Annotated in this window: 20 protein-coding genes; 7 read left to right on the top strand and 13 right to left on the bottom strand. The window is 61.2% G+C overall.

Annotated elements, in window-relative coordinates:
- Positions 1-11 precede the first annotated feature (11 nt).
- Both AC07N8_RS14450 and AC07N8_RS14445 read right to left on the bottom strand, forming a co-directional pair.
- Positions 12-749, bottom strand: coding sequence for an anti-sigma factor family protein (locus AC07N8_RS14450; protein WP_493144203.1), 738 nt, complete (start codon positions 747-749; stop codon positions 12-14).
- Positions 742-1,254, bottom strand: a complete 513-nt coding sequence (locus AC07N8_RS14445) for a sigma-70 family RNA polymerase sigma factor (RefSeq protein ID WP_483843433.1) — start codon at positions 1,252-1,254, stop codon at positions 742-744. Before AC07N8_RS14445 ends, AC07N8_RS14450 begins: the two co-directional genes overlap by 8 nt.
- A 154-nt stretch (positions 1,255-1,408) precedes the next feature.
- Between AC07N8_RS14445 and AC07N8_RS14440 the strand changes: the two genes are divergently transcribed.
- Together AC07N8_RS14440 and AC07N8_RS14435 are read left to right on the top strand one after the other, a co-directional pair.
- On the top strand, positions 1,409-2,377 hold the full coding sequence (locus tag AC07N8_RS14440) for a metallophosphoesterase family protein (protein WP_493144200.1): 969 nt from the start codon (positions 1,409-1,411) through the stop codon (positions 2,375-2,377).
- 15 nt (positions 2,378-2,392) lie between these two features.
- On the top strand, positions 2,393-2,701 hold the full coding sequence (locus AC07N8_RS14435) for a cupredoxin domain-containing protein (RefSeq protein ID WP_483843431.1): 309 nt from the start codon (positions 2,393-2,395) through the stop codon (positions 2,699-2,701).
- Between the two features lie 151 nt (positions 2,702-2,852).
- Here AC07N8_RS14435 and tynA read toward each other — a convergent pair whose 3' ends face one another.
- Positions 2,853-5,141, bottom strand: a complete 2,289-nt coding sequence (gene tynA, locus AC07N8_RS14430) for a primary-amine oxidase (protein WP_493144198.1) — start codon at positions 5,139-5,141, stop codon at positions 2,853-2,855.
- 234 nt (positions 5,142-5,375) lie between these two features.
- Between tynA and AC07N8_RS14425 the strand changes: the two genes are divergently transcribed.
- The gene (locus AC07N8_RS14425) at positions 5,376-6,389 is read left to right on the top strand and encodes a GlxA family transcriptional regulator (protein WP_483843505.1); all 1,014 of its coding nucleotides are present in this window, start codon (positions 5,376-5,378) and stop codon (positions 6,387-6,389) included.
- A gap of 44 nt (positions 6,390-6,433) precedes the next feature.
- Here AC07N8_RS14425 and AC07N8_RS14420 read toward each other — a convergent pair whose 3' ends face one another.
- From AC07N8_RS14420 to AC07N8_RS14375, 10 genes are all read right to left on the bottom strand, one after another.
- Positions 6,434-8,110, bottom strand: a complete 1,677-nt coding sequence (locus tag AC07N8_RS14420; protein WP_493144196.1) for an MFS transporter — start codon at positions 8,108-8,110, stop codon at positions 6,434-6,436.
- A gap of 260 nt (positions 8,111-8,370) precedes the next feature.
- Positions 8,371-9,696: an OprD family porin gene (locus AC07N8_RS14415; protein WP_483843428.1), complete on the bottom strand. Its 1,326-nt coding sequence runs from the start codon at positions 9,694-9,696 to the stop codon at positions 8,371-8,373.
- 140 nt (positions 9,697-9,836) lie between these two features.
- Positions 9,837-11,186, bottom strand: a complete 1,350-nt coding sequence (locus AC07N8_RS14410; protein WP_027925460.1) for a GntT/GntP/DsdX family permease — start codon at positions 11,184-11,186, stop codon at positions 9,837-9,839.
- A 200-nt stretch (positions 11,187-11,386) separates the two neighbouring features.
- The gene (locus tag AC07N8_RS14405) at positions 11,387-11,968 is read right to left on the bottom strand and encodes a hypothetical protein (protein ID WP_483842609.1); all 582 of its coding nucleotides are present in this window, start codon (positions 11,966-11,968) and stop codon (positions 11,387-11,389) included.
- Positions 11,969-12,141: 173 nt separating this feature from the next.
- Positions 12,142-12,663 (bottom strand): cytochrome C, encoded by a 522-nt coding sequence (locus tag AC07N8_RS14400; RefSeq protein WP_493144193.1) that lies wholly within the window; start codon positions 12,661-12,663, stop codon positions 12,142-12,144.
- Between the two features lie 126 nt (positions 12,664-12,789).
- Entirely contained in the window at positions 12,790-13,311 is a 522-nt protein-coding gene (locus AC07N8_RS14395) for a methylamine dehydrogenase light chain (RefSeq protein WP_218436500.1), read from the bottom strand.
- 19 nt (positions 13,312-13,330) lie between these two features.
- Positions 13,331-13,963, bottom strand: coding sequence for a methylamine dehydrogenase accessory protein MauD (mauD, locus tag AC07N8_RS14390; RefSeq protein ID WP_493144191.1), 633 nt, complete (start codon positions 13,961-13,963; stop codon positions 13,331-13,333).
- A 3-nt stretch (positions 13,964-13,966) separates the two neighbouring features.
- A complete protein-coding gene (locus AC07N8_RS14385) occupies positions 13,967-14,506 on the bottom strand; it encodes a MauE/DoxX family redox-associated membrane protein (RefSeq protein WP_493144189.1) in 540 nt (179 codons plus the stop codon).
- A 13-nt stretch (positions 14,507-14,519) separates the two neighbouring features.
- Positions 14,520-15,668 (bottom strand): amine dehydrogenase large subunit, encoded by a 1,149-nt coding sequence (locus AC07N8_RS14380; RefSeq protein WP_483842613.1) that lies wholly within the window; start codon positions 15,666-15,668, stop codon positions 14,520-14,522.
- A gap of 328 nt (positions 15,669-15,996) precedes the next feature.
- Positions 15,997-17,478 (bottom strand): ATP-binding protein, encoded by a 1,482-nt coding sequence (locus AC07N8_RS14375; protein WP_483842614.1) that lies wholly within the window; start codon positions 17,476-17,478, stop codon positions 15,997-15,999.
- A gap of 241 nt (positions 17,479-17,719) precedes the next feature.
- Between AC07N8_RS14375 and AC07N8_RS14370 the strand changes: the two genes are divergently transcribed.
- From AC07N8_RS14370 to AC07N8_RS14355, 4 genes are read left to right on the top strand one after another with little or no spacing between them, the layout of a single operon-like run.
- Entirely contained in the window at positions 17,720-18,883 is a 1,164-nt protein-coding gene (locus tag AC07N8_RS14370; protein ID WP_493144186.1) for an acyl-CoA dehydrogenase family protein, read from the top strand.
- 26 nt (positions 18,884-18,909) lie between these two features.
- Positions 18,910-19,281: a hypothetical protein gene (locus AC07N8_RS14365; protein ID WP_007945348.1), complete on the top strand. Its 372-nt coding sequence runs from the start codon at positions 18,910-18,912 to the stop codon at positions 19,279-19,281.
- 3 nt (positions 19,282-19,284) lie between these two features.
- A complete protein-coding gene (locus AC07N8_RS14360; protein WP_493144184.1) occupies positions 19,285-19,755 on the top strand; it encodes a nuclear transport factor 2 family protein in 471 nt (156 codons plus the stop codon).
- Positions 19,752-20,873 (top strand): amidase, encoded by a 1,122-nt coding sequence (locus tag AC07N8_RS14355; RefSeq protein WP_493144182.1) that lies wholly within the window; start codon positions 19,752-19,754, stop codon positions 20,871-20,873. Before AC07N8_RS14360 ends, AC07N8_RS14355 begins: the two co-directional genes overlap by 4 nt.
- Positions 20,874-20,881: the final 8 nt, after the last annotated feature.

Genomic DNA, 20,881 nt, shown 5'->3' with positions numbered 1-20,881 from the left:
AGGGTTTTGTACTACGGTTTGAGCATCTGGCTGAACGCCTCCAGCTCGCTTTTCTCCAGATCGGACACCAGCACAAAGCGCATGTGATTCGCTTGCCAGGACACCACGTTAAAACCACGAATGGCCTTGCTCTGTAGCGGCGTGTCCGCCTCCGAGGTGGGCAGGATGAACACATTGATAACGTGCTTGGCCCGCCCATAACTCAGGGCCGCCGTGGTCTGGTGTTGCAGGTAATCCAGCCGCCCGCCCAACAGCACAAACCCTTGTGCCGAGTAATCGACGACCGGCGGCGAGAAGTCGAGTTTGCCAGTGAACCAAGGCTTCACAGTGTGGCGGTCGGACGACACCACATCATTCAAATGCTCACCCATCAACGAGCGGACATGACTGGAGACGGCCTCGTCCATCAACGGTTGCTCGCTGGCCGGCGTTGCCACATAAAGCACCACCGCCAGGCCCAGCGCTGCCGCAGAAAAGGCCGGTGCGAACCAGGTCCGCCAGCGCTGGACAATGTTTGGTGGCGGGGCAGCGGCGGCGAACACACTGGCCGTCAACGACGCCGGAGCCGTGTAATACGGCGCCTGGCGTTTCACGCCGAGCATCAGCAGCCGCGCCTGATCATGCAACTGCGCGCACTCGGCGCACTCGGCCAGATGCCCGGCCACCGTGGCCGTCGTCGGCGGATCAAGTTCCTTGTCCAGGTAGCCATGCATCAACGTCTGGCAAACCGTGCAGTCGAGTTCATTCATGATCGTGCAACTTCAGTAGTTCGAGCTTGAGCATGGCACGCGCCCGGGCCAGTCTCGACATGACGGTGCCGATGGGAATATCGACCACCAGGGCGATGTCCTTGTAGGGCAGGTCTTCGAGTTCTTTCAGAACAATCACCTCGCGAAACGCCGGCGGCAGGGCGCACAGGGCTTGCTGGATCAGCGCCGCATTTTCGGTGTGAATGGCCAGCAGTTCCGGGGTCTGGCCATGACTCAGCGCGGCGTCCTCTTCGGACAGTTCATCGCCGATCGCCACCCAATGATGCCCGGCCGAGGCCTTGAGCCAGGTGTAGCTTTCGTTGCGCACGATGGTCAGGAACCAGGCCCTGGCGTTGCCGTCGGCGAAGCGATGTAAAAAGCGGAAGGCGCGCAGGGCACTTTCCTGCACGACATCGCGCGCGGCGCTGTCATTTCCGGTGAGCCAGCGCGCGAGGTTGTAGGCCGCGTCCAGGTGGGGCGCAAACAGTTCCTCAAATCGCTTCATAGTGGTTCCCGCACTGTCCCACCCCTATAACTGTGTTGCGCGGCCTTTTATTCCCTGGAAAAAATTATTTTTTCGACCCGGAATAAAGCCCCGTCCCGCCGGGTTGTACCTCGTGTCAGCACCATCACTGTAGTTCGCCAGCGAGGGAAAACCGATGGACATTCAATCAAGACACCCGCTCCGCACCGACGGCCCGCTCAACCCCGACCGCCGGACACTGCTCAAATGCTCGGCGTGGGCCGGGGCGGGGGTCATCTGGGCCCTGAGCGGCGGCATTCCCCGGGCCTTCGCCCTGGATGCAGCGGGCAACGTTGCCGACCCCAAGGCACTGGCCAGCACCTTCCACTTCGTGCAGATCAGCGACTCGCACATCGGCTTTAACAAGGAGGCTAATCCGGAACCGGTGAAGACCTTGCAAGTGGCGATCGACAAGGTCATCGCGCTACCAAAACCGCCGTCGCTGATCCTGCATACCGGCGACATCACCCACCTGTCCAAACCCGAGGAATTTGACACGGCCGCGCAACTGCTCAAGGGCCTGCCGTCCACCGTGCACTACGTTCCGGGGGAGCACGACACCCTCGACGAGGGCGGCGGCAAGCTCTATCTGGAGCGTTACGGCAAGGGCACCAAAGGCAATGGCTGGTACAGCTTCGATGACCACGGTGTGCATTTTATCGGGCTGGTGAATGTCTTCAATTTCCAGGCCGGACGTGAAGCAACCCTAGGCGCCGATCAACTGGCGTGGCTGGCCGACGATTTGCGCGCTGTGACCAGCAGCACGCCCATCGTGGTGTTTACCCATATTCCGTTGTGGACGGTTTATCAGCCGTGGGGCTGGGGCACCGAGGATGGTGATCAGGCGATTGCCATGCTGCGCAAGTACGGTTCGGTGACGGTGTTGAACGGGCATATCCACCAGGTCATCCAGAAAGTCGAAGGCAATATCACCTTCCACACCGCCCGTGGCACCGCTTATCCACAACCCGCGCCAGGTGCGGCACCGACCCCCGGGCCGATGACGGTGGCGGCGGATCAATTGCGCAATTACCTGGGGATCACCGATGTGCGAGCGACGCAGGGCGATCATCCGCTGGCACTGATTGATTCGACACTGGTTTAGGGGGAGGGCGTTCAGATGAAAAAGCGAGTGTTGGCCGTGGCCTGCCTGATGCTGTCGATGCCGGTTTGGGCTCAGGAGGTGAAAATCGATATCAAGGAGTTCATGTTCGGGCCCAAGGATTTGAACGTGGCCGTGGGCACCAAAGTGACGTGGGTGAACGACGACCAGATTCCGCACACTGTGGCGGAAACCCACAAGGTGTTTCGCTCAGGGGCACTGGATACCAATGACAGCTTTTCCTGGGTATTCAACACGCCGGGAGAGTACGAATATTTTTGTGCGCTGCATCCGCAGATGATCGGGAAGATTGTGGTGAGCCAGTAAAACTGCAAGCATCTGCGACCAATCCACCTGAAGAACCCCGGACCCTTGTGGGAGCGAGCCTGCTCGCGAAAGCGGAATATCAGACAACATTAATTTATCTGACACTGCGCCTTCGCGAGCAGGCTCGCTCCCACAGGTTTTGTGCGTGTAGTTACTGCGGGACGCTGAGGTTCAACGTCGGCGTCTCATCAAAGAAATTCCACGGCTTCAACAGCACATGCACCCATTCGGTCGGCATGATCGGCCATTCCTCGGCCCGCGCGATGTGCGTGGTGCCGGTGGTCAGCCAGACCACGTCGTCGGTGTTTTCAATCGACTGGTTATCCGCAGTGAACTGCCCCAGCCCCGAGTCTTTGTCCGAACGGTTCGGGTATTTGCCTTCCGGGTACTTCTCCTGCGGGTCGTAGCGCGTCACCCACAGTTGCTTGTCCATGAAACTGAGGCGGTGATACAGCCATTCATCCTTGCCGAAGTTCGCGCCCTTGGCCACCGGGTGGGTGCCGCCGGCATACGGAATCAGCTGATAGGAAACCGGGTTGCCGACTTTGTTTTCCTTGCTGAAGTTGGTCATCAGGCGAACGGTCGACGGGTCGAATTTCTGTGCGGCTTGCTGCTCGGTGCTGACCACGTTGTGCTCGGTCTGCATGGTGCTGGTGCGCGGGCCGCCACGGTCGTTTGGCAACACCACCGGGTTCACCTCGACCAGCGAGTTGCTTTCGCCATCCACGTCCATGTCCAGGCGGAAGTTGTAGATGTGCTGGTGCGTGGTGCCGACGATGTTGTGGTCCAGCAGGGTGCCGTAGCGCGTGTCTTCCTTGGCGGTGGTGTCGTGCATGGTCTTGGACTCGACGCCCTTGACCGCTTCGATACCGGTGGCGCCAGCGTCAATGCCGATGGTGCCGTTTTGCTGGAAGACCCAATCGAAGATGTAGTCGTAGTTGCCGACGGTGCTGATCCAGCGCACCACCAGCTCACGGCGCTCGGTGCTGAGGTTGGGCTGGCCCATTTCCTGGTGTTTGTATTCCGGGCCGGCGTAGCGTTCGAACACCGCCATGGCGTGGGGAATCGCGGTCGGCGCGCCGGTGTAGTCGGCAATCGTGGCGTCAAGCAGCACGGCGTTTTCCGGGGCGTCTTTGCCGCGGGCAATCGGCGAGGTCAAGGTGCCCATGCCGTAATCGCCGGAATCCAGGTAGGCCTTGAAGTACCAGCCGACGTCGGGGTCGCCGTACGGCACGATCATCCCGCCCAGGGAGCCTTCGTACATGATTTTGCGTTTCTTGCCCTTGTCGTCATACGTGACGGTGGACAGGATCGGGCCAACCCGCGAATCGAGGCGAACGTGGAAATCCCAGTTCTGCCAGTGAATGCTATTGCCGGTGATGGTGTAGTTTTTGCCTTCCGGCTCAATGATCTCCAGCGGCTTGACCTCGGCGCCCTTGCGGCCCCGGCCGTCATACGGCGTGGGTTTCATCGGCACCGGGATCAACGCTTCGTCTTCGATCTTGATCAGCTTCTTTTGCTCAAGGTCGACAATCGCCACCAGGCCTTCGATCGGGTGCGCCCAGTAGTTGCCGTCACCGGTGTTGAGGTAGCTGACGATTTTCAGCAGGCGCTTGTCCTGCGCGAGGCCGTCCTTGCCGTCGAAATAACCGACGGTCAGCGGCGTGGCCACGACTTTTTTCACATCGGTGATGCCGCGCTTGGCCAGCGCCTGGGCGTACTCGGGACTGGTTTCCACGGCCGATTGCACGGTGGCGAAATCGTCCAGCAGGACCATGCCGTGGGCACCTTCGATCGGTTTCCAGGACTTCAGCGCCTTGGCGTCGAGGTCGACCAGGGCTTCGATCACATGCTTGCCATCGAGCACCACGATGTTGGCCTGGCGTGGCTGCGTGACGTTCTGGCCGGTGAAGACGAAGTTCCAGACCTGATCCTTCGGCGGCTCGTTGACCGAGACTTCGGTGAAACGGAAACCGGGTTGGTAATGCTCGGACTGCTTGACGATGTCCACCGCAGCCTTGATTTCGTCCGCAGTCAACGGATTGAGCGGGTTAGGGCGGGTTTCGACGACAAAGGTCTTGTCCAGGCCGGACTGGAACACCTGATTGATGAAGTCCTTCGGCATGTAGGCGGTGTTGTGTTTGAACACCACCGGGACGGCCAGCTTCATCGGCTTGCCATTGAGCATGGCGACTTTGCTGTCCGGCTTGACCTTGAGGTAGACCCCGTCCTTGGCAATCACGAACAGGTTGGCGTAGTTGTCCCATTTGACCGTGGCCCCGAATTCTTCAAGGGTCGACTGCAAAGGCACCATTTCGGCGGCCCCGCCATGGGCCTGTGCAGTGGACATCCAGCCCGGCAAACCGACAGTGCCCAGGGTGATGGCCAGCGCGAGTCGGGCAAGCGGTTTTCTTTTCAGCGAGGCAATGGACGTGAACATTTCTGAGTTCCTTGGGAATCCGGTGACAGCACAGCACACTTTGCTACAGCCAATGGACGGCTTCTTGTGAAATCCTGCCAGATTCTTTTGGCTGCGTGCCTAAATGGTTCGTTGTCCAAGGTTAATCCACAATCAACAACCTGGCGTTGGCCGTCTTCCAGCGGGCCTGATCTGTCGCATAATGAGTCCGCTGGTTTTGATTTCTGTAGTTAACGTAAACGAGTGAGTCGGACATTGATCGAACGACGGCAATTCAGCGGCGGCATGAAGGGTAAAAACCTCCGCTACTTAAACGAACCTGCGGACAAGCCTGTGCCGATGACGCGCACAGGCTTTTTGCTGCTCGAACACTTCTCGCTGCCGGCGTTCACCCAGGCGCTGGACACGATCGTCACCGCGAATCTGCTGCGGCCCGGCCTGTTCGCCTCGCGAACGTTTGGCTTGCATGACGGCGAGGTGGTCAGTGACCTGGGCCTGGTGATCCGGCCTGACGCGCGTTTCGATGCCGCAGCGATTCAGCAACTGGACCTGCTGGTGGTGTGTGGCGGCTACCGCACGGAGCTGAAGGTCGCCGACGACTTCGTCCACTTGCTCAGAGCCGCAGCAGAGCGTGGCGTCACCCTCGCCGGGCTGTGGAATGGCGCCTGGTTCCTCGGCAGCGCCGGCCTGCTGGACGGTTACCGTTGCGCCATTCACCCCGAACATCGACCGGCACTGGCGGAGGTGTCCAAAGCGGCGCAGGTCACCAGCGAACCCTATGTGATTGACCGCGACCGACTCACGGCGTCGAGCCCTGCGGGGGCTTTCCACATGGCGCTGGACTGGATCAAGGGGCTGCACGACAAAGCCCTGGTCGAGGGCATCGAGGACATTCTGGCGTTTGAAGAGTCGCGCTACCGGCGCATCAAACCGGCGGAAAACATCTGCGTCAGCGCGCCGTTGCGCGAGGTGGTCAAGCTGATGGACGCCAACCTCGAAGAGCCGTTGGAACTGGAACAGCTGGCGGTGTACGCCGGCCGATCACGTCGACAACTGGAGCGCCTGTTCAAGGAACAACTGGGCACCACGCCGCAGCGTTATTACATGGAACTGCGCATCACCGAGGCGCGTCGGCTTTTGCAGCACACCGAGTTGTCCCAGGTGGACGTGCTGGTGGCGTGCGGTTTTGTCTCGCCGAGCCATTTCAGCAAGTGCTACAGCTCGTATTTCGGCTACCGGCCGTCCAAGGAAACCCGACTGGTCAAATAAAACAGCCGCGCCCTCTCCCCGGCAGGAGAGGGCGGCTGCTCATCTCAGGTGTGATGGAGCTCGCGGTCCTTGGTTTCCGGCAGGAAGAACGTGCCCAGAATCGCCGTCATCACCGCGATCACGATCGGATACCACAACCCGTAATAGATATCCCCGGTGGCCGCGACCATGGCGAAGGCCACCGTCGGCAGGAACCCGCCGAACCAGCCGTTGCCGATGTGGTACGGCAGCGACATCGAGGTGTAGCGGATGCGCGCCGGGAACAGTTCCACCAGCCACGCGGCGATAGGCCCGTAGACCATGGTCACGTAGATCACGAGGATGGTCAGCAGCAACAACACCATCGGGTAATTGGTCTTCGCCGGGTCAGCCTTCTCGGGGTAACCGGCCTCCTTCAGGGCAGTGGCGAGGGTGGCGGTGAAGGCGTCGTTGCGGGTCTTGAAGTCGGCGGCCGGCAGGCTGGTACCCTCGAAACTCTGGACCACTTTGTCGCCGATGCGCACCTGCGCGACGGTGCCCGGTTCCGCCTTCTCGTTTTTGTAGGGGATGGCACGCTTCGCCAGCAGGCTCTTGGCGAGGTCGCAGGAACTGGTGAATTTGGCCTTGCCCACCGGGTCGAACTGGAACGAGCACTGGCTCTGATCGGCGATCACCGTGACCGGGTTTTTCTCCTGCGCAACGAACACGTCGGGGTTACCGTACTGGGTCAACGCGTGGAAGATCGGGAAGTAGGTCAGCGCCGCCAGGATGCAGCCAGCCATGATGATGCCCTTGCGACCGATGCGGTCGGACAGGCTGCCGAATATCACGAAAAACGGCGTGCCGATCAGCAGCGAACCGGCAATCAACAGGTTGGCGGTTTGCGGGTCGATCTTCAGGGTTTGCAGCAGGAAAAACAGCGCATAGAACTGCCCGGTGTACCAGACCACGGCCTGGCCGGCAGTCCCGCCGAGCAACGCCATGATGACGATTTTCAGGTTGCCCCAACGGGCGAAGGATTCGGTCAGCGGCGCCTTCGACGCCTTGCCTTCTTCCTTCATTTTCTTGAACACCGGTGATTCGCTCAGTTGCAGGCGGATGTACACCGAGACAATCAGCAGCAGGATCGACAGCAGGAATGGAATCCGCCAGCCCCAGGCCTCGAACGCCTCGGTGCCAAGCAGGGTGCGGCAGGCGAGAATCACCAGCAGTGACAGAAACAGGCCGAGGGTCGCCGTGGTCTGGATCCACGAGGTGAAGTAACCGCGCCTGCCGGGCGGTGCATGTTCGGCAACGTACGTCGCCGCGCCGCCGTATTCGCCGCCCAGTGCCAGGCCTTGCAACAGGCGCAAGGTGATCAGGATGACCGGTGCCGCCACGCCGATGGTGGCATAGCCGGGCAGGAAGCCGACGATGGCGGTGGAGATGCCCATGATGACAATGGTGATGAGGAAGGTGTGCTTGCGCCCGATCATGTCGCCCAACCGGCCGAACACGATGGCGCCGAACGGCCGCACGGCGAAGCCCGCAGCGAAGGCGAGCAGGGCGAAGATAAACGCCGTGGTCTCGTTGACGCCGGCGAAGAAGTGCTTGGCGATGATCGCGGCGAGAGAGCCGTAAAGGTAGAAGTCATACCATTCGAATACGGTACCCAGGGACGACGCGAAAATGACTTTGCGTTCCTCCTTGGTGATGCCGTGTCCGGGCGCGCGGCCCGTGGTGGTAGTGTCGATTACGGCCATGAGTGTTCTCCGTCTTGCTCTTGTTTTAGGCCGGAGTACCTCTCAAAAATTGCCGCACCCAGGCCCTGGGGCTGATGTCGTCGGATTGCAAATTGCACGAAGCAGGGCGCCGGCATTGCTGCCGGGTTACTTGAAGCATAATCAGCTTCGTGCAGATATCCACTCGCCATCACACGGCTTACAAATCAGTGCCCCCTCTAATTCTGGTCAACGCCGACTTGTGGCGAGGGAGCTTGCTCCCTCGCCACAGATTGCGGTAGTTACAGCAGCGAGATCGTGTAGTTGACGATAAAGCGGTTTTGATCGACGTTGCGCCCGGCATCGGTGTTGGACTTGGCGTTGCGCACGGTGAACCCGAGCCCCTTGAGCGTGCCCGATTGCAGCACGTAGTCCAGGGTCATGTCGCGCTCCCACTCGGACTGATCGCTGGCGTTGCGGGCCTTGATATCCGTGCCTTTGAGGTACGCCACAGTCGCTTTCAAACCCGGCACGCCCAAGGGCGCGAAGTCATAGGTGTATTGACCGAAATTGGTCTGTTCACCGGCGCGGGCAAAGTTCTGGATCATCTTGTCCGTGGGCAGGTAAACGCTGCCGCCACCGGCACCTTTGTCCACCAGGCTGCCCTGGTTGGGCTGGACGAAGTTGCTGCCATCGCTCACCTGTTGATGCCCCAGCGACACCGAATGGCCACCGTTCACGTAGGTGATCATCGCCGCCCAGGTGTTGTTGTCGATCTCGCCGTTGTTGTCCTCGGTGTAACCCGACATGCCGTAGCCTCGGGCCCGGCCGGCGGCGCTGCTGTTGGCGCCGGTCGACGTGGTGTTGAAGTAGCGCAGGTCAGTGGTAAGGGAGCTTTTGCCGTCAATCGGCAGGACGTGGACCAGCCCCAGGAAGTTCTGGTTGTAGAACTCTTCCAGCTGCGCGAAGTAGTACTGCGCTTTCAAATCCTTGGTGATGCTGTAGTCGCCGCCGGCGTAGTAGAACTTGTTGCTGTCCTGTGTGGCACCGGGGACTGACAGGCCAGTCCGGTCCGTCGAAGCGCGGCCGACCGCGTGCTCAAGCACGCCGCTGGTCAACGTCAGGTTTTCGATGTCGTTCGAAGTGATCTGGGCGCCAGTGAATGATTGCGGCAACAGGCGCGCATCGTTGGCGATGAGGATCGGCAACTTGGGCAACAAGGTGCCATAGCGAAACTCTGTCTTGGAGATGCGCATCTTCGCCGTCGGGCCGAAGCTGCTCCAGGCACCCACTGCACCGTCGCCGTCGGTGGGGATCATGCCGCTGCCGACGTGGCGGCCGTCGCCGCTGTCCAGCGTGATACCAAGCAGCGCCTGCGCATCCAGGCCGAACCCTACCGGACCTTGGGTAAACCCCGACTCATAACGCAGCACAAAACCCTGGGCGGTCTCCTCGGTTTTCGAAGGCGCCGCGGTGCCGTCGCGGTTGTCGCTGTTGAAATACAAGGTGCGCATCGACAGGGTGGCTTTGCTGTCTTCCAGAAAACCGTGCGCGGCGGTGTCTGCGGCCTGCGCGCACAAGGAACTGGCGGCCAGCAAGAGGGCGGTGGGGACGGCTCGTGTGTACATACGGTGCTCCTGGTGATTTCTTATGATTTTCTGGAGAGTCGCCGCCACCCCGAAACCGGCGCGCAGAAGGGCGCGCCCGATGAGCGACCAGAGCAGCAGGCCGTCGGGGTGACGTGTTTTTTGAGTCGAATGGCGCGCGGTTAAATCAGATAGGAAAGGCCCACGGTCAGGCCGAAAGCGACCACGGAAATGATGGTCTCCAACACGGTCCAGGTCTTGAAGGTCTGGGCCACGGTCATGTTGAAGTATTCCTTGATCAGCCAGAAGCCGCCGTCGTTGACGTGGGAAAAAATCACCGAGCCGGCGCCGGTCGCCAACACCAGCAATTCCGGGTGTGGATAACCCAGTCCAATCGCCACCGGCGCGACAATCCCCGACGCCGTGGTCATCGCCACCGTCGCGGAGCCGGTGGCAATGCGCATCAACGCGGCGAACAGCCAGCCCATGATCAGCGGCGACAAATGAAATTCGTGGGCCAGGCTGACGATCTGATCGGTGACGCCAGCGTCCACCAGAATCCGGTTCAGACCGCCGCCGGCGCCGACCAGCAAGGTGATGCTGGCGGTGGGTGCCAGGCATTCGTTGGTGAATTTCAGGATCGATTCACGGCTGAAGCCCTGGGCGATGCCGAGGGTCCAGAAGCTCAGCAAGGTCGCCAGCAACAGGGCGATCACCGAGTTGCCGATGAACAGCAGAAACTGGTTGAAGCCGCTGCCCGGCGTGGAAATCAGGTTGGCCCAGCCGCCGATCAGCATCAGCACCACCGGCAACAGGATGGTCGCCATGGTGATGCCGAAGCCCGGCAGGCTATCGCGCGGTTCGCGGTCGAGGAACTGGCGCTCCAGCGGGTTTTCCGCCGGCAACTGAATGCGCGGCACGATGAACTTGGCGTACAGCGGCCCGGCAATGATTGCCGTCGGAATGCCGATCAAAATCGCGTACATCAACGTCTGCCCGACCGACGCGCCATACACCTGCACCGCCAGCATCGCCGCCGGGTGCGGCGGCACCAAGGCGTGAACCACCGACAAGCCCGCGACCATCGGCAAACCGACCATCAAAATCGACACCCCGACACGCCGCGCCACGGTAAAGGCAATCGGCACCAGCAACACAAAACCGACTTCGAAGAACAGCGGCAGCCCGACCAGGAACGCGATGCAGACCATCGCCCAGTGCGCGTTCTTCTCGCCGAAACGGTCGATCAAGGTCCGCGCCACCTGCTCGGCACCGCCGGACTCGGCCATCATCTTGCCGAGCATGGTACCCAGCGCCACGACCAGCGCGATGTGGCCCAGGGTTTTACCGACCCCGGCCTCATAGGCGCCGACCACGCCCGACGCGGGCATCCCGGCCAGCAAGGCCAGGCCGATGGACACCAGGGTGATCACAATGAAGGGATTGAGTCGGTAACGGGCGATCAGCACGATCAGCGCAATGATGGCGATGGCGGCATACACCAGCAGCCAATAGCCGAAGGACAGGGTCATGCGGTACTCCTCGAAAGGGTCACGTCGAATGGATTGTGAAACTCTTAAAACATTTCGAAAGGTGATTTTCAAACGAGGCGAAAGTAATTTTCGTGGAGGGATAAGGCTTGTCGCACAGAGGTACGGGTTGTCGTTGTTTTTGAAATTGGGAGAGGCGGATTTTCATCCTGCGGTGCGCGGGTTCAGCGGGGCAGTCGAGGTCAGATAACGGCGCAGCAGCAATAAACGAGGGCCAGCAACCCGGCGATTGCAAATGCGCCTAATGCCTTGCCCATGGCATGGTGCGCCGGCGGCACAGGCTCGAGCGGTGGTTGCCAGAAGGGGTCCGATAACGCCGAGCGTTGATCGTAGTGGTGGCGAATGACCTTGTAGGTGTATCGCAAGCCAATCAGCAGAATCAGCACAACCAGGCTGAGTATCGCCCTGCACACCATGGCCGGTTTAGCGTCGGACTGCATTTCCTCCAGGCACGCCGCGCTGTTGACTTCCAGCACGCTGATTTGCCCGGTCTGCATATTGGGCTGCCGGGCACCCACGTGGATCGCCGACTGTTCCAGGTCAACAGCCTGATACTTCCACAGGGTGGTCGAGCCTTCCCGGCAATAGGTGAACGCGACGGGGTCTGGCGCCGCGACAATGCAGGCGTCGTTGATGTTGAGCTTCTTCAGGGTTTGATCGGCTGACCGGGTGAAATCCAGGTCGAAGACAGGAATGATCCCGGTGGCAGAAGCGCCCACCGAAAACAGCACGCTGCCGGCGAAACAGATTGCCGAAGCCTTCAAGTTATTTTTTCCTTGTTTTTCATCAGCGTAGTGAAAAGCACACGGAAGGTGGCTTCGCTTGATTCGATGAGTCTAGAAGGCTGGTGGCGACACGAAGTCCGGCTGCAAAAAAAGCGTTGGAAATGGCTGAAATGACACTCATTTCCAGTCAGGCGTCGTTGCGACACCCGGATTCAATAATTCATGCCATCTTCAATCGCGATCCCTTGCGCACGCATGGCCTTGATCAACTCTGCCCGGGTGCCCGGCAGGTTCAGCATCGCCTTGTGCCGCAGTTCCGCGACTTCTTCAGCGCTGTAAGGCTGGTAATTCGCCGGCGTACTTTTGCCCGCCAGGCCGTCTTCGCGCATCAACCAGTTGAGCAGGTCAGCCAGTTGCGCGTTGTTCAGCGCCGATTGCGACATGCCCGGCACGCGCACCAGAAACTCACGTCCGCCCGGAACCTTGAGGAAGTTGCCGACAAACCCGGTGAGCCGAGGGGTGTCATTGGCGGCCGAGCCCATGCCGTTGCCCAAATGGCAACCGGCGCATTGCAACTGGTAGTTCACGCCCACGCTGTAACCGGCCTGGGCGATGGGTTTTTGCAGTTCTTCATTGCCCGGCGCATGCCGCTGCGCCGGGTCGGGAATGGCCCGGGCATAGGCGAGCGGGGCAGCCATGACGCACACCAGACCGAGAAATAGCAACCTACGCATGACAAGCACCTCTACGGTAAACACACTTTCTGAAACCACCGCCGCACTTTTGTAGGAGTGGGCCACAGAATCGCGTTTGGGCACAAAAAAGCCGCCGATTGCGTGAGCAACCGGCGGCAATGCGCGTTAAACGGCGACGCCACGGATGATCGAAACGGTGCAGTGATAGATGTGCGATTTGGCGGCCAGGCACCAGTTCACATCGTTGTTGTTGAACGGGCGGTAGGCCGGTTCTTCACTGTCGTTACGGGTGCAAGCGCACTGGGCGCAGCTTTGCTTACCGCAGCAGTCGTTATAGGAAATGATGTAATCCTTGCCGTCGGCCGGGTTGCGGCACGTGCCGATCCAGGTCACTTGCGAAGCTTCGGTGCCCGGTGGGCAGGACGTTACCGATCCGCCGCAGCAGCTGCACAGGAAGCCGTCGATGGAGCAGTAGCGCCAGTAGTCGCAGCTGTTCGGATCACCCGGGTCACCGGCTTTCGGGTTGTCGGCCGCCAGCGCCTTGCTGGTGCGGTCCAGCGGCAACAGCAGCGGCAGTGCAGCGCCCGCGACCATCAGGGAACCCATGCGCGACAGCAATTTGCGGCGCGAGGTGGTGTCGGCGACTCGACGGGTCGAGCGCTCGAACAACAAGTCCAGCAGTTTCATAAAAGTCTCCCTGCCTTAATCAGTGGCTATGGCCGTGGCTGTGGTCATGGTCGTGGCCATGGGGTTGCGGCTGGCTGTTGAGGTATTCCTGCAACGTGGATTTTTTCAGGTGCTCGACTTCGAACAGGCTGTCCAGGTGCTCGCGGGAATTGACCAGGCCTTTGGCGCGCAGGGTGCCGGTTTTGTCGATCAGGGCGGCGTAAGGCAGCTTGCCGATCTGATAGGTCATGCCGACTTCCGGGCCGACCACATACGTGGCGTCTTCGAGTTTGTGTTCGCGGATCAGCTTTTGTTGGGCGTCCATGTCGCCGTCACTGATGAACACAACGTCGAGGCGATCAGCCTGTTCCTTGGCGATGGATTTGATCGCCGGCAACAGCGATTTGCAGATCGGGCAGGTCGGCGAGAGGAAGAACAGCAGCTGGTTCTTTTCACCGGCATAACCGAAGTTCACCGGGCGACCGTTACGGTCGGAGGCGGTGACTTGCGGCGCGGCTTCGTTGACCGCCACGCCTTTGTCCATCATCAGTGCGCCGGCCGGGGCCAGGCGACCGTGCAAGACACCAATCTGGCGCACCAGGCCCATGACGGCAAACGCCACGGCCGCGAGCAAAATCCAGAGCAAAACGTTGGAAACAATTAAGCCTTCCATTGATCACCTACCAATCAGTTTGAGCAGAAGAGGGGAGTTCGCCAGCAAGCCATCGGCTGCGGCGTACAGAAGCAGCGCCACAGCGCTGGCGGCAACGGTGACGAAGCCATCGAAAAAACCCAGGTCGCGAGCCAGCGGCGACACACTGGCCAGCAGCGCCACGCCCACCAGCACGCTGTTGCGCAGCAACAGGATCGGGCGCAACGGTTGTGCCTGGTCCGGGCCGGCGCAGCCGCAGTCTATGTCGCGGCGACCACGCCACAAGTTGACGCCGATGGCGGCGGCGTACAGCGCAATCAAACCGGCCGCCGCCAACGCTGCCCAATACCGGCTGACCGGCACCAGCAGCGCAAATGCAATCACCAGCTCTACCGCTGGAATCACACGGGCGACTGGGCGCACAAGCGCCTGGGGCAACAGTTGGTAGTCCGCCAACTGTTTGGCAAAACGTGCCGGCGCGCGCACCTTGTGCGTCGCGGCACTGGCCAGCAACACCGCAATGGTGAGGGCGCTGGCAATGATGAAGATCGGATCGAAGTGCATGGCCGAACCTCGGTTAGTAGCTCATGACCTGAGTCGCGGTTTTTGCGACTTTCGGCATGCTGCCGGTGAGCTTGTTGGTCTTCAGGTCGAAAATCTGCAAACCGCCTTCGACGTCGGCACCCAGCAACAGCGGCTTGTCGTCGCCCGTCGCTTGCATGCTCCACACCGGTACCGGCGCTTCCAGGGTCGCGACTTTCTTGTGGGTCTTGAGGTCATACGCCCAGATCAGCGTGCTTGGGTCTTCCCACTTCATCGGTTCGTGCGCGTCGTGCATCAACACGTACAAACGGTCGAGCTTCGGCGCCACGGCCATCAGCTGCCAGCCACCCGGTGCCCAACCGGCTTTCTTTTCCTCGTCGGTGGTCAGCGACCACGACGGCAGGATCTTCGGCGCGTCGGCGGAGAAATCCACCGGGCGAACCGTGCCGGTCGTGGTGGTGAAGTAGTAGGTGTCGCCGACGTTCACCGCGCGCTCGTTGAGCTTCTCGGCGTTCGGGTCGAAGAACGGCGTGCGGGTGCGCGCGGTTTCCAGGCCCTGATCGTTCAGCGTGATCACCTGCAAGCTGCCATCGCCGCACAGCGAGGCGAAGCGGCGGTTGCCGACGGGGTAGTTGAGCACGCAACCCGGAATCGCCAGTTCGGCGGTGACGGCTTTGGTTTGCGTGTCGACCACGGTCACCGAGGTCGACGGGGTGAAGTTGTAGACGTAGACGAAGCGGTCATCGCCGCTGGTACCGATACCGAAACGCTGGGTCAACGACTCGGCGCGCTTGGTCGGGATCAACAATTCCCAGGCCGGCGCCAGGGTCGAGGTGTCCCACGCGGTCAGCACATCGGTGCGGGTGCCGCGGGTGCCGCGCGAATAGAAAATGTCGGCGCTGTAGAGGGTTTTCTTGTCGCGGCTGAGTGTCGAAGGCGCGGCAAAACCGGTCGGCACCATGCCGAGCACGCGTTTTTTGTCGGGGTCGACCACGGTGACGCGGCCCGCCACGAAGCTTTCGAATTCGACGTCGACGATAAACGCACGATGGACTTCCGGCGGAAACGCCAGGACGGTCTGGCCGATGGTGTCGGCCGGCAGGTCCGCACGGGCGCTGTTCAAGCCGAGTACAAGCAGGCTCAGACCTAGCGCTGACTGTACGTTGATCCTGTTGGTTCGCATTAGGGGAACTCCCTGAATTGTTATTCACGCAGATCGCGGGTGCTTGGGCAGATTTTTACAATTCGATTCTGCCTCGCCGGGAAAAGCCGAGAATTGCTGTGGCTGCCAAGTGGTTGTGTGTCTGTGCCAGTCTCACTGACACCCCACAAACCCATGGTTTTCGGCTTTTTGTGGCGAGGGGGCTTGCCCCCGTTGGGTTGCGAAGCGACCCCAAAGATTTCGGCCGGAACGCAGATTTTTACGACTGCTTCGCAGCCGAACGGGGGCAAGCCCCCTCGCCACAGGGGTCGCGTCGTGTTCAACAGATCGATGGGTGCCTTTACAGGCGTCAGGCGGGAGTGGCGAGGGGAAGGGAGAAGGTGAACACCGCGCCACAAGGCTCCAGGTTTTGCGCCCAGATATCCCCGCGATGGCGGCCGATGATGTTTTTGCACAGCGCCAGGCCGATGCCGTTGCCGCTGACTTTTGAAGAGAAAAACCCGTCGAACAGCTTGTCCTGCTCCAGCGCCTGAATCCCGCGTCCGCGATCCTCAACCCGCACCAGCGCAACCTGATCGTCACGGCTCGCCTGAATCCGCAACACGCGGCGCTCCGGCGGCAAATCACTCATTTCTTCAATGGCATTAAAGGCCAGGTTCAGGATCACCTGACCAATCAACACCTTCTCGCAACTGATCAGCAACGGTTCAGGACCCGTCACGATCTCGACCTTGATCCGGCTCGGGTCGGCACGCAGGCTGATGAAGTATTGGGTCTCGCGCAGCAGCTCATTGAGGTCGATCAGCTCTTCGGATTGCTCCAGCTTGACCACGTATTCGCGCACGCTCTTGATGATCACCGACGCGTGCTCGATTTGCCGCACCGCGTTCTGCAAACCCCACGCCACGCCTTGATCGGTGCCTTGATCCTTGCCCAGACGAATCACCGCGCCTTCAATGAAATTACGCGTGGCGGCCAGCGGCTGACTCAGCTCATGGGCAATCGCCACGGCCATCTCGCCCATGGCGTTGTAGCGCGCCAGGTATTCCAGTTTCTGCTCGCTGACCCGCCGGGCTTCCTCGGCGCGCACCTGTTCGGTGACATCGCGGAACAGCAGCAAATGCCCGACCAGATCGTCCTCGATCTCGATATAGCGGCACGTCGCATGGTGCCAGCGCCATTCACCGTCACGCCGCTGCAAGTGGTAGTGAACGCTGAACGGTGCATGTTCCGGCTGCTCGCAGGACAACTGTTGCAGCAGGCGCTGGCGTGAAGTCTCGTCGCACCAGTCGAGGAAGTTTTCGCCGATCAGCGGCTGATCCTCGCTGTTGAGCAGTTGCGCGGCGGACTCACTGATAAAGCGGATATCGCCCTGCGGCCCGAGCACCGCAACGCCCTCGGCCAAATCTTGCATAAACGCCTTGAGGCGGCTTTCGAAGCGCTTGAGGTCGCGCTTGACCTTGTCTTCCTTGGAGATGTCGCGGAACTGCACCATCAACACATCACGACCGTCCAGGTGCACCAGCGTCGCCACCGCTTCCGAGAGAATTTCCACGCCTTGCTTGGAGCGATAACACCACTCGATGGCGCGCTGACCGGTGCGCGCCGCGCCTTCCAGCCAACGCAAGCCGACCGAGCGCCGGTACTGCGGCGCATCGCTGGTCATGTCCGGGGCCTTGAGCGGCGTCAATTCTTCCAGGGTAAACCCCAGCGCCGTCAGGGCGGCGGCGTTGGCCCACAGGATCTCCTTGCTGTGCGCATCGTGAAGAATGATGCACAGCGGCATGGCTTCGATCAGGGCGTAGAAGTCGTTCGGTTTTGGCAGATACATCGCGCAGCCCTTGGCGGCAGAGGGGTCGACTACAGATGAAGTCGAAGTATGGCGTTTTATACCGGCTTGCGCCCGGCGATGCGCTCAGAGGTAACCGGGGGCGGGCTAGGGGTTTTCTTTAGCCTTGGGGTTACACGCCCCAATAGTGGCGAGCGGATGCGGTTTTTACACTGAACCCATCAACGGTCGCCCCGCCCCAAGGCAGGCTCCGTCTAATAACAAGTCAACGGAGATCAAGCCCATGCTGCGTTCAGCTACCGCGCAGAAAGACCCTCTGCCAGGCGTCGACGACACCAGCGTCCACCGCCAGGAATTTCAGCGCGTGCTGGATGAAGTGCGCCAACGCCGCGATGAATTCGACGCCGGCTCCCACGTGCCACGGGACATGATCGAGCGCTTCAAACAGGTCGGTATCTACCGCGCCGCCACGCCGAAATGCTTCGGCGGCGATGCGCTGGCGCCTGCGCTGTTCCTGCAGATGATCGAACGCATCTCCGAAGCCGACGGTTCCGCTGGCTGGGTCGCCAGCTTCGGCAGCGCCGGGGTGTATCTCGCCGCGTTGCCACCAGAAACCCTCGCTGAAATCTACGCAGAAGGCCCGGATCTGGTGTTCGCTGGCGGACTGTTCCCGTTACAGCCTGCTGAAGCGGTCGACGGTGGCTGGCAGGTCAACGGCACCTGGAAATTCGCCAGCGGCTGCAAAGGCGCGGACCTGCTCGGTGTCGGCATCGGTGCTGCCGGTGGCAAGCCGCGCACTGCGGTGTTCCGTGCCGATCAGGTCGAGATCGTTGAAAACTGGGACGTGGTCGGCCTCAAAGGCACCGGTAGCCACGACCTGCGCGTCACCGACAAACACGTCGATGAGCGCAGGACGTTCATCCGGGGCGGGGCTGCGACCATTGATGAGCCGCTGTTCCGCTACCCGTCGATTGCCTACGCCGCGCAAGTGCTGGCCGTGGTCAACCTCGGCCTGGCCCGCGCTGCGCTTGATGAAGTGAGCCGCATGGCGGCCGGCAGCGGCATCACCGGCGCACCGAAAATGGCCGACCGCGCTTACGTGCGCATCGAAATCGCCAAGGCCGAAGCGCAACTGGCCGCCGCCCGTGGCTTCTTCTACAACGCCACCGAGCAGGTGTGGAACTCGATCCTCGCCGGCAACCCGGTCACGCCGGAGCAAACCAGCCTGTTGCGCCTGTCCGCGATTCACGTGTCCCAGGCCGGTGCGGCCGTGGTGCAGAGCGCTTACAGCCTCGCCGGCACCACCGCGATTTACCTGCGCCATCCGTTGCAGCGCTACCTGCGCGATTCGATGGTGGTCACCCAGCACGCATTTCTCAGCGAAGGCCTGTACGACGGCGCCGGTTCGGTGTTCCTCGGCGTACCGCCATTCCCTGGCTACATCTGAACCCACTATTCCAAGGATCAAATTCCATGACCCAGACCACTCAAGAACCACTGCGCGTCGTCTTCTGCATCGGCATCACCCAAAACTTTTTCGACCTGCCCACCGGCGAAGGCCTGAGCGTGTGGAAAGGCTTCAGCCAGATGATGGGCTCGCTCGGCGCCATGCCGGGCATCACCGTGCTGGGCGCGATGGACGATGACCGCTTGATGGTCGGCCCGTCCACGACCTCGCCGTGGACCGTCTACATCATGGCCGACGTCGACTGCCACCAATCGGTGATCGATGCCTGCAACCTGTTCCGCACCACGCCAGTCAACGAATACAGCCTGTGGCGCTACGCCAAGGTCGAAGCGCGCATCGGTCGCCCGCTGACCATCCCTGACGCAGCCAAGGTTTAAGCCATGAACGAGGCCTTGCTGCAGCGACTTGCAACGCTGGAAGGGGAGAGCCAGGTGCGCCGCTTGATGGCGCGCTACATGGACCTGTGCGATGTGCCGAGGGCGCCGACCCATGTTCGCGACCTGGCCGCGCTGTTTTGCGTCGATGCGATCTGGGAAGGCGTCGGCAGCCAGACCGCGCAGACCTTCGGCCAGCACCAGGGGCGTGAGGCGATCGCGGCATTTGTCGGCGGTTACCTGCCGCCTTCGGAGCACTTTCGCTTGAACCTGCATTACCTCACCAGCGAGTCGATTGTGGTCGACGGCAACAAGGCCCAAGGGCAGTGGATCATGCAGCAGATTTCCACCTACGACGATGGCCGCAGCGAGTTGTTCGGCACGCGCCTGAACATCGATTTCCGCTGTGTCGACGGCGTCTGGCTGATCGCGCATTTCCGTACGCAACGCTTGTTCAACACGGGGTTGGGCGCATGAGCACGTTTATCAGCGAATTTTTACTCGGTGGCAGCGGCAAACGGGTCGCGATCAAAGACTCCATCGACATTGCCGGGCACGCGACCCGTTCCGGCAGCCGCGCGTTTGCCGAGGCGGCACCGGCCACCCGCAACGCCGACGTCGTCGATGCAATCCTCGACGCTGGCTGGCAAATCGTTGGCAAGACCAACATGCATGAACTGGCGTTTGGCGTCACCGGCATCAATGACTGGACTGGCACGCCGATCAATCCGCAAGCACCGGATCGGGTGCCGGGTGGTTCCTCCAGCGGTTCGGCCGCTGCTGTCGCGGCCGGTCTGGCGGACATCGCCATTGGCACCGACACCGGCGGCTCGGTGCGTGTGCCGGCGGCGTGCTGCGGCATTGCCGGGTTGAAGCCGACTTACGGCCGAGTCAGCCGAATCGGCGCGCATCCGGCCGAATCCAGCCTCGATTGCGTCGGCCCGTTCGCTGCCGACATGGCGGACCTGATCGCAGCGATGCAAGTGATCTGCCCCGGTTTTCAGGTTCAGGGCTTGCCGTTGGGCAACGCCTGCGTCGGTTTCCTCGAAGTCGACTGCGATCCGCACCTGCAAGCGAGCCTCGGTGCCGCCGCTGACCGTGCTGGTTGGCGCCGCAGCAACCTGCACCTGAGCGAATTCGAAGCCGCGTTCACCGCCGGTTTGACCGTGATCAATTTTGAAAACTGGGCCGCGTTCGGCCACCTCACCGGCAAAGGGTTAATCGGTGCGGACGTCGAGCAACGCTTGTTAGCCGCGAGCCGCACCAGCGCCGCCGACCTGGCGCAAGCGGAGAAAGCCCGTGCGCGTTTCAGCCAGCAAGTGGACGCCGCACTGGAGCAGTTCGCCGTGCTGTTGTTGCCGACGATGCCGAGCCTGCCGCCCACGCTGGTCGAAGCGCGCAGCGCGAGCAAAGCCGTGGCCGGCATGACCCCGCTGGTTCGACCGTTCAACCTCAGCGGCCATCCGGCGCTGACGGTGCCGGTGGAACTGGATTGCGGCGGGCTGAAAGTCGGCTTGCAGATTGTCGGCCGTAAAGGTCAGGACGAAGTGGTCTGCGCCTTTGGTGCGCAACTTCAACACAGCATGCACCCCTGAAAACAAAT

The sequence above is a fragment of the Pseudomonas sp. GW821-FHT10C09 genome (assembly GCF_059415465.1).
Note: the sequence above shows the minus strand (reverse complement) of the source record. Positions and strands in the feature narration are given on the sequence as shown.

Bases quoted from the DNA above. Each gene is read 5' to 3' on its own strand.
- AC07N8_RS14450 (WP_493144203.1), bottom strand. From the start codon at position 749: ATGAATGAACTCGACTGCACGGTTTGCCAGACGTTGATGCATGGCTAC.
- AC07N8_RS14445 (WP_483843433.1), bottom strand. From the start codon at position 1,254: ATGAAGCGATTTGAGGAACTGTTTGCGCCCCACCTGGACGCGGCCTAC.
- AC07N8_RS14440 (WP_493144200.1), top strand. From the start codon at position 1,409: ATGGACATTCAATCAAGACACCCGCTCCGCACCGACGGCCCGCTCAAC.
- AC07N8_RS14435 (WP_483843431.1), top strand. From the start codon at position 2,393: ATGAAAAAGCGAGTGTTGGCCGTGGCCTGCCTGATGCTGTCGATGCCG.
- tynA (WP_493144198.1), bottom strand. From the start codon at position 5,141: ATGTTCACGTCCATTGCCTCGCTGAAAAGAAAACCGCTTGCCCGACTC.
- AC07N8_RS14420 (WP_493144196.1), bottom strand. From the start codon at position 8,110: ATGGCCGTAATCGACACTACCACCACGGGCCGCGCGCCCGGACACGGC.
- AC07N8_RS14415 (WP_483843428.1), bottom strand. From the start codon at position 9,696: ATGTACACACGAGCCGTCCCCACCGCCCTCTTGCTGGCCGCCAGTTCC.
- AC07N8_RS14410 (WP_027925460.1), bottom strand. From the start codon at position 11,186: ATGACCCTGTCCTTCGGCTATTGGCTGCTGGTGTATGCCGCCATCGCC.
- AC07N8_RS14400 (WP_493144193.1), bottom strand. From the start codon at position 12,663: ATGCGTAGGTTGCTATTTCTCGGTCTGGTGTGCGTCATGGCTGCCCCG.
- AC07N8_RS14395 (WP_218436500.1), bottom strand. From the start codon at position 13,311: ATGAAACTGCTGGACTTGTTGTTCGAGCGCTCGACCCGTCGAGTCGCC.
- mauD (WP_493144191.1), bottom strand. From the start codon at position 13,963: ATGGAAGGCTTAATTGTTTCCAACGTTTTGCTCTGGATTTTGCTCGCG.
- AC07N8_RS14385 (WP_493144189.1), bottom strand. From the start codon at position 14,506: ATGCACTTCGATCCGATCTTCATCATTGCCAGCGCCCTCACCATTGCG.
- AC07N8_RS14380 (WP_483842613.1), bottom strand. From the start codon at position 15,668: ATGCGAACCAACAGGATCAACGTACAGTCAGCGCTAGGTCTGAGCCTG.
- AC07N8_RS14375 (WP_483842614.1), bottom strand. From the start codon at position 17,478: ATGTATCTGCCAAAACCGAACGACTTCTACGCCCTGATCGAAGCCATG.
- AC07N8_RS14370 (WP_493144186.1), top strand. From the start codon at position 17,720: ATGCTGCGTTCAGCTACCGCGCAGAAAGACCCTCTGCCAGGCGTCGAC.
- AC07N8_RS14365 (WP_007945348.1), top strand. From the start codon at position 18,910: ATGACCCAGACCACTCAAGAACCACTGCGCGTCGTCTTCTGCATCGGC.
- AC07N8_RS14360 (WP_493144184.1), top strand. From the start codon at position 19,285: ATGAACGAGGCCTTGCTGCAGCGACTTGCAACGCTGGAAGGGGAGAGC.
- AC07N8_RS14355 (WP_493144182.1), top strand. From the start codon at position 19,752: ATGAGCACGTTTATCAGCGAATTTTTACTCGGTGGCAGCGGCAAACGG.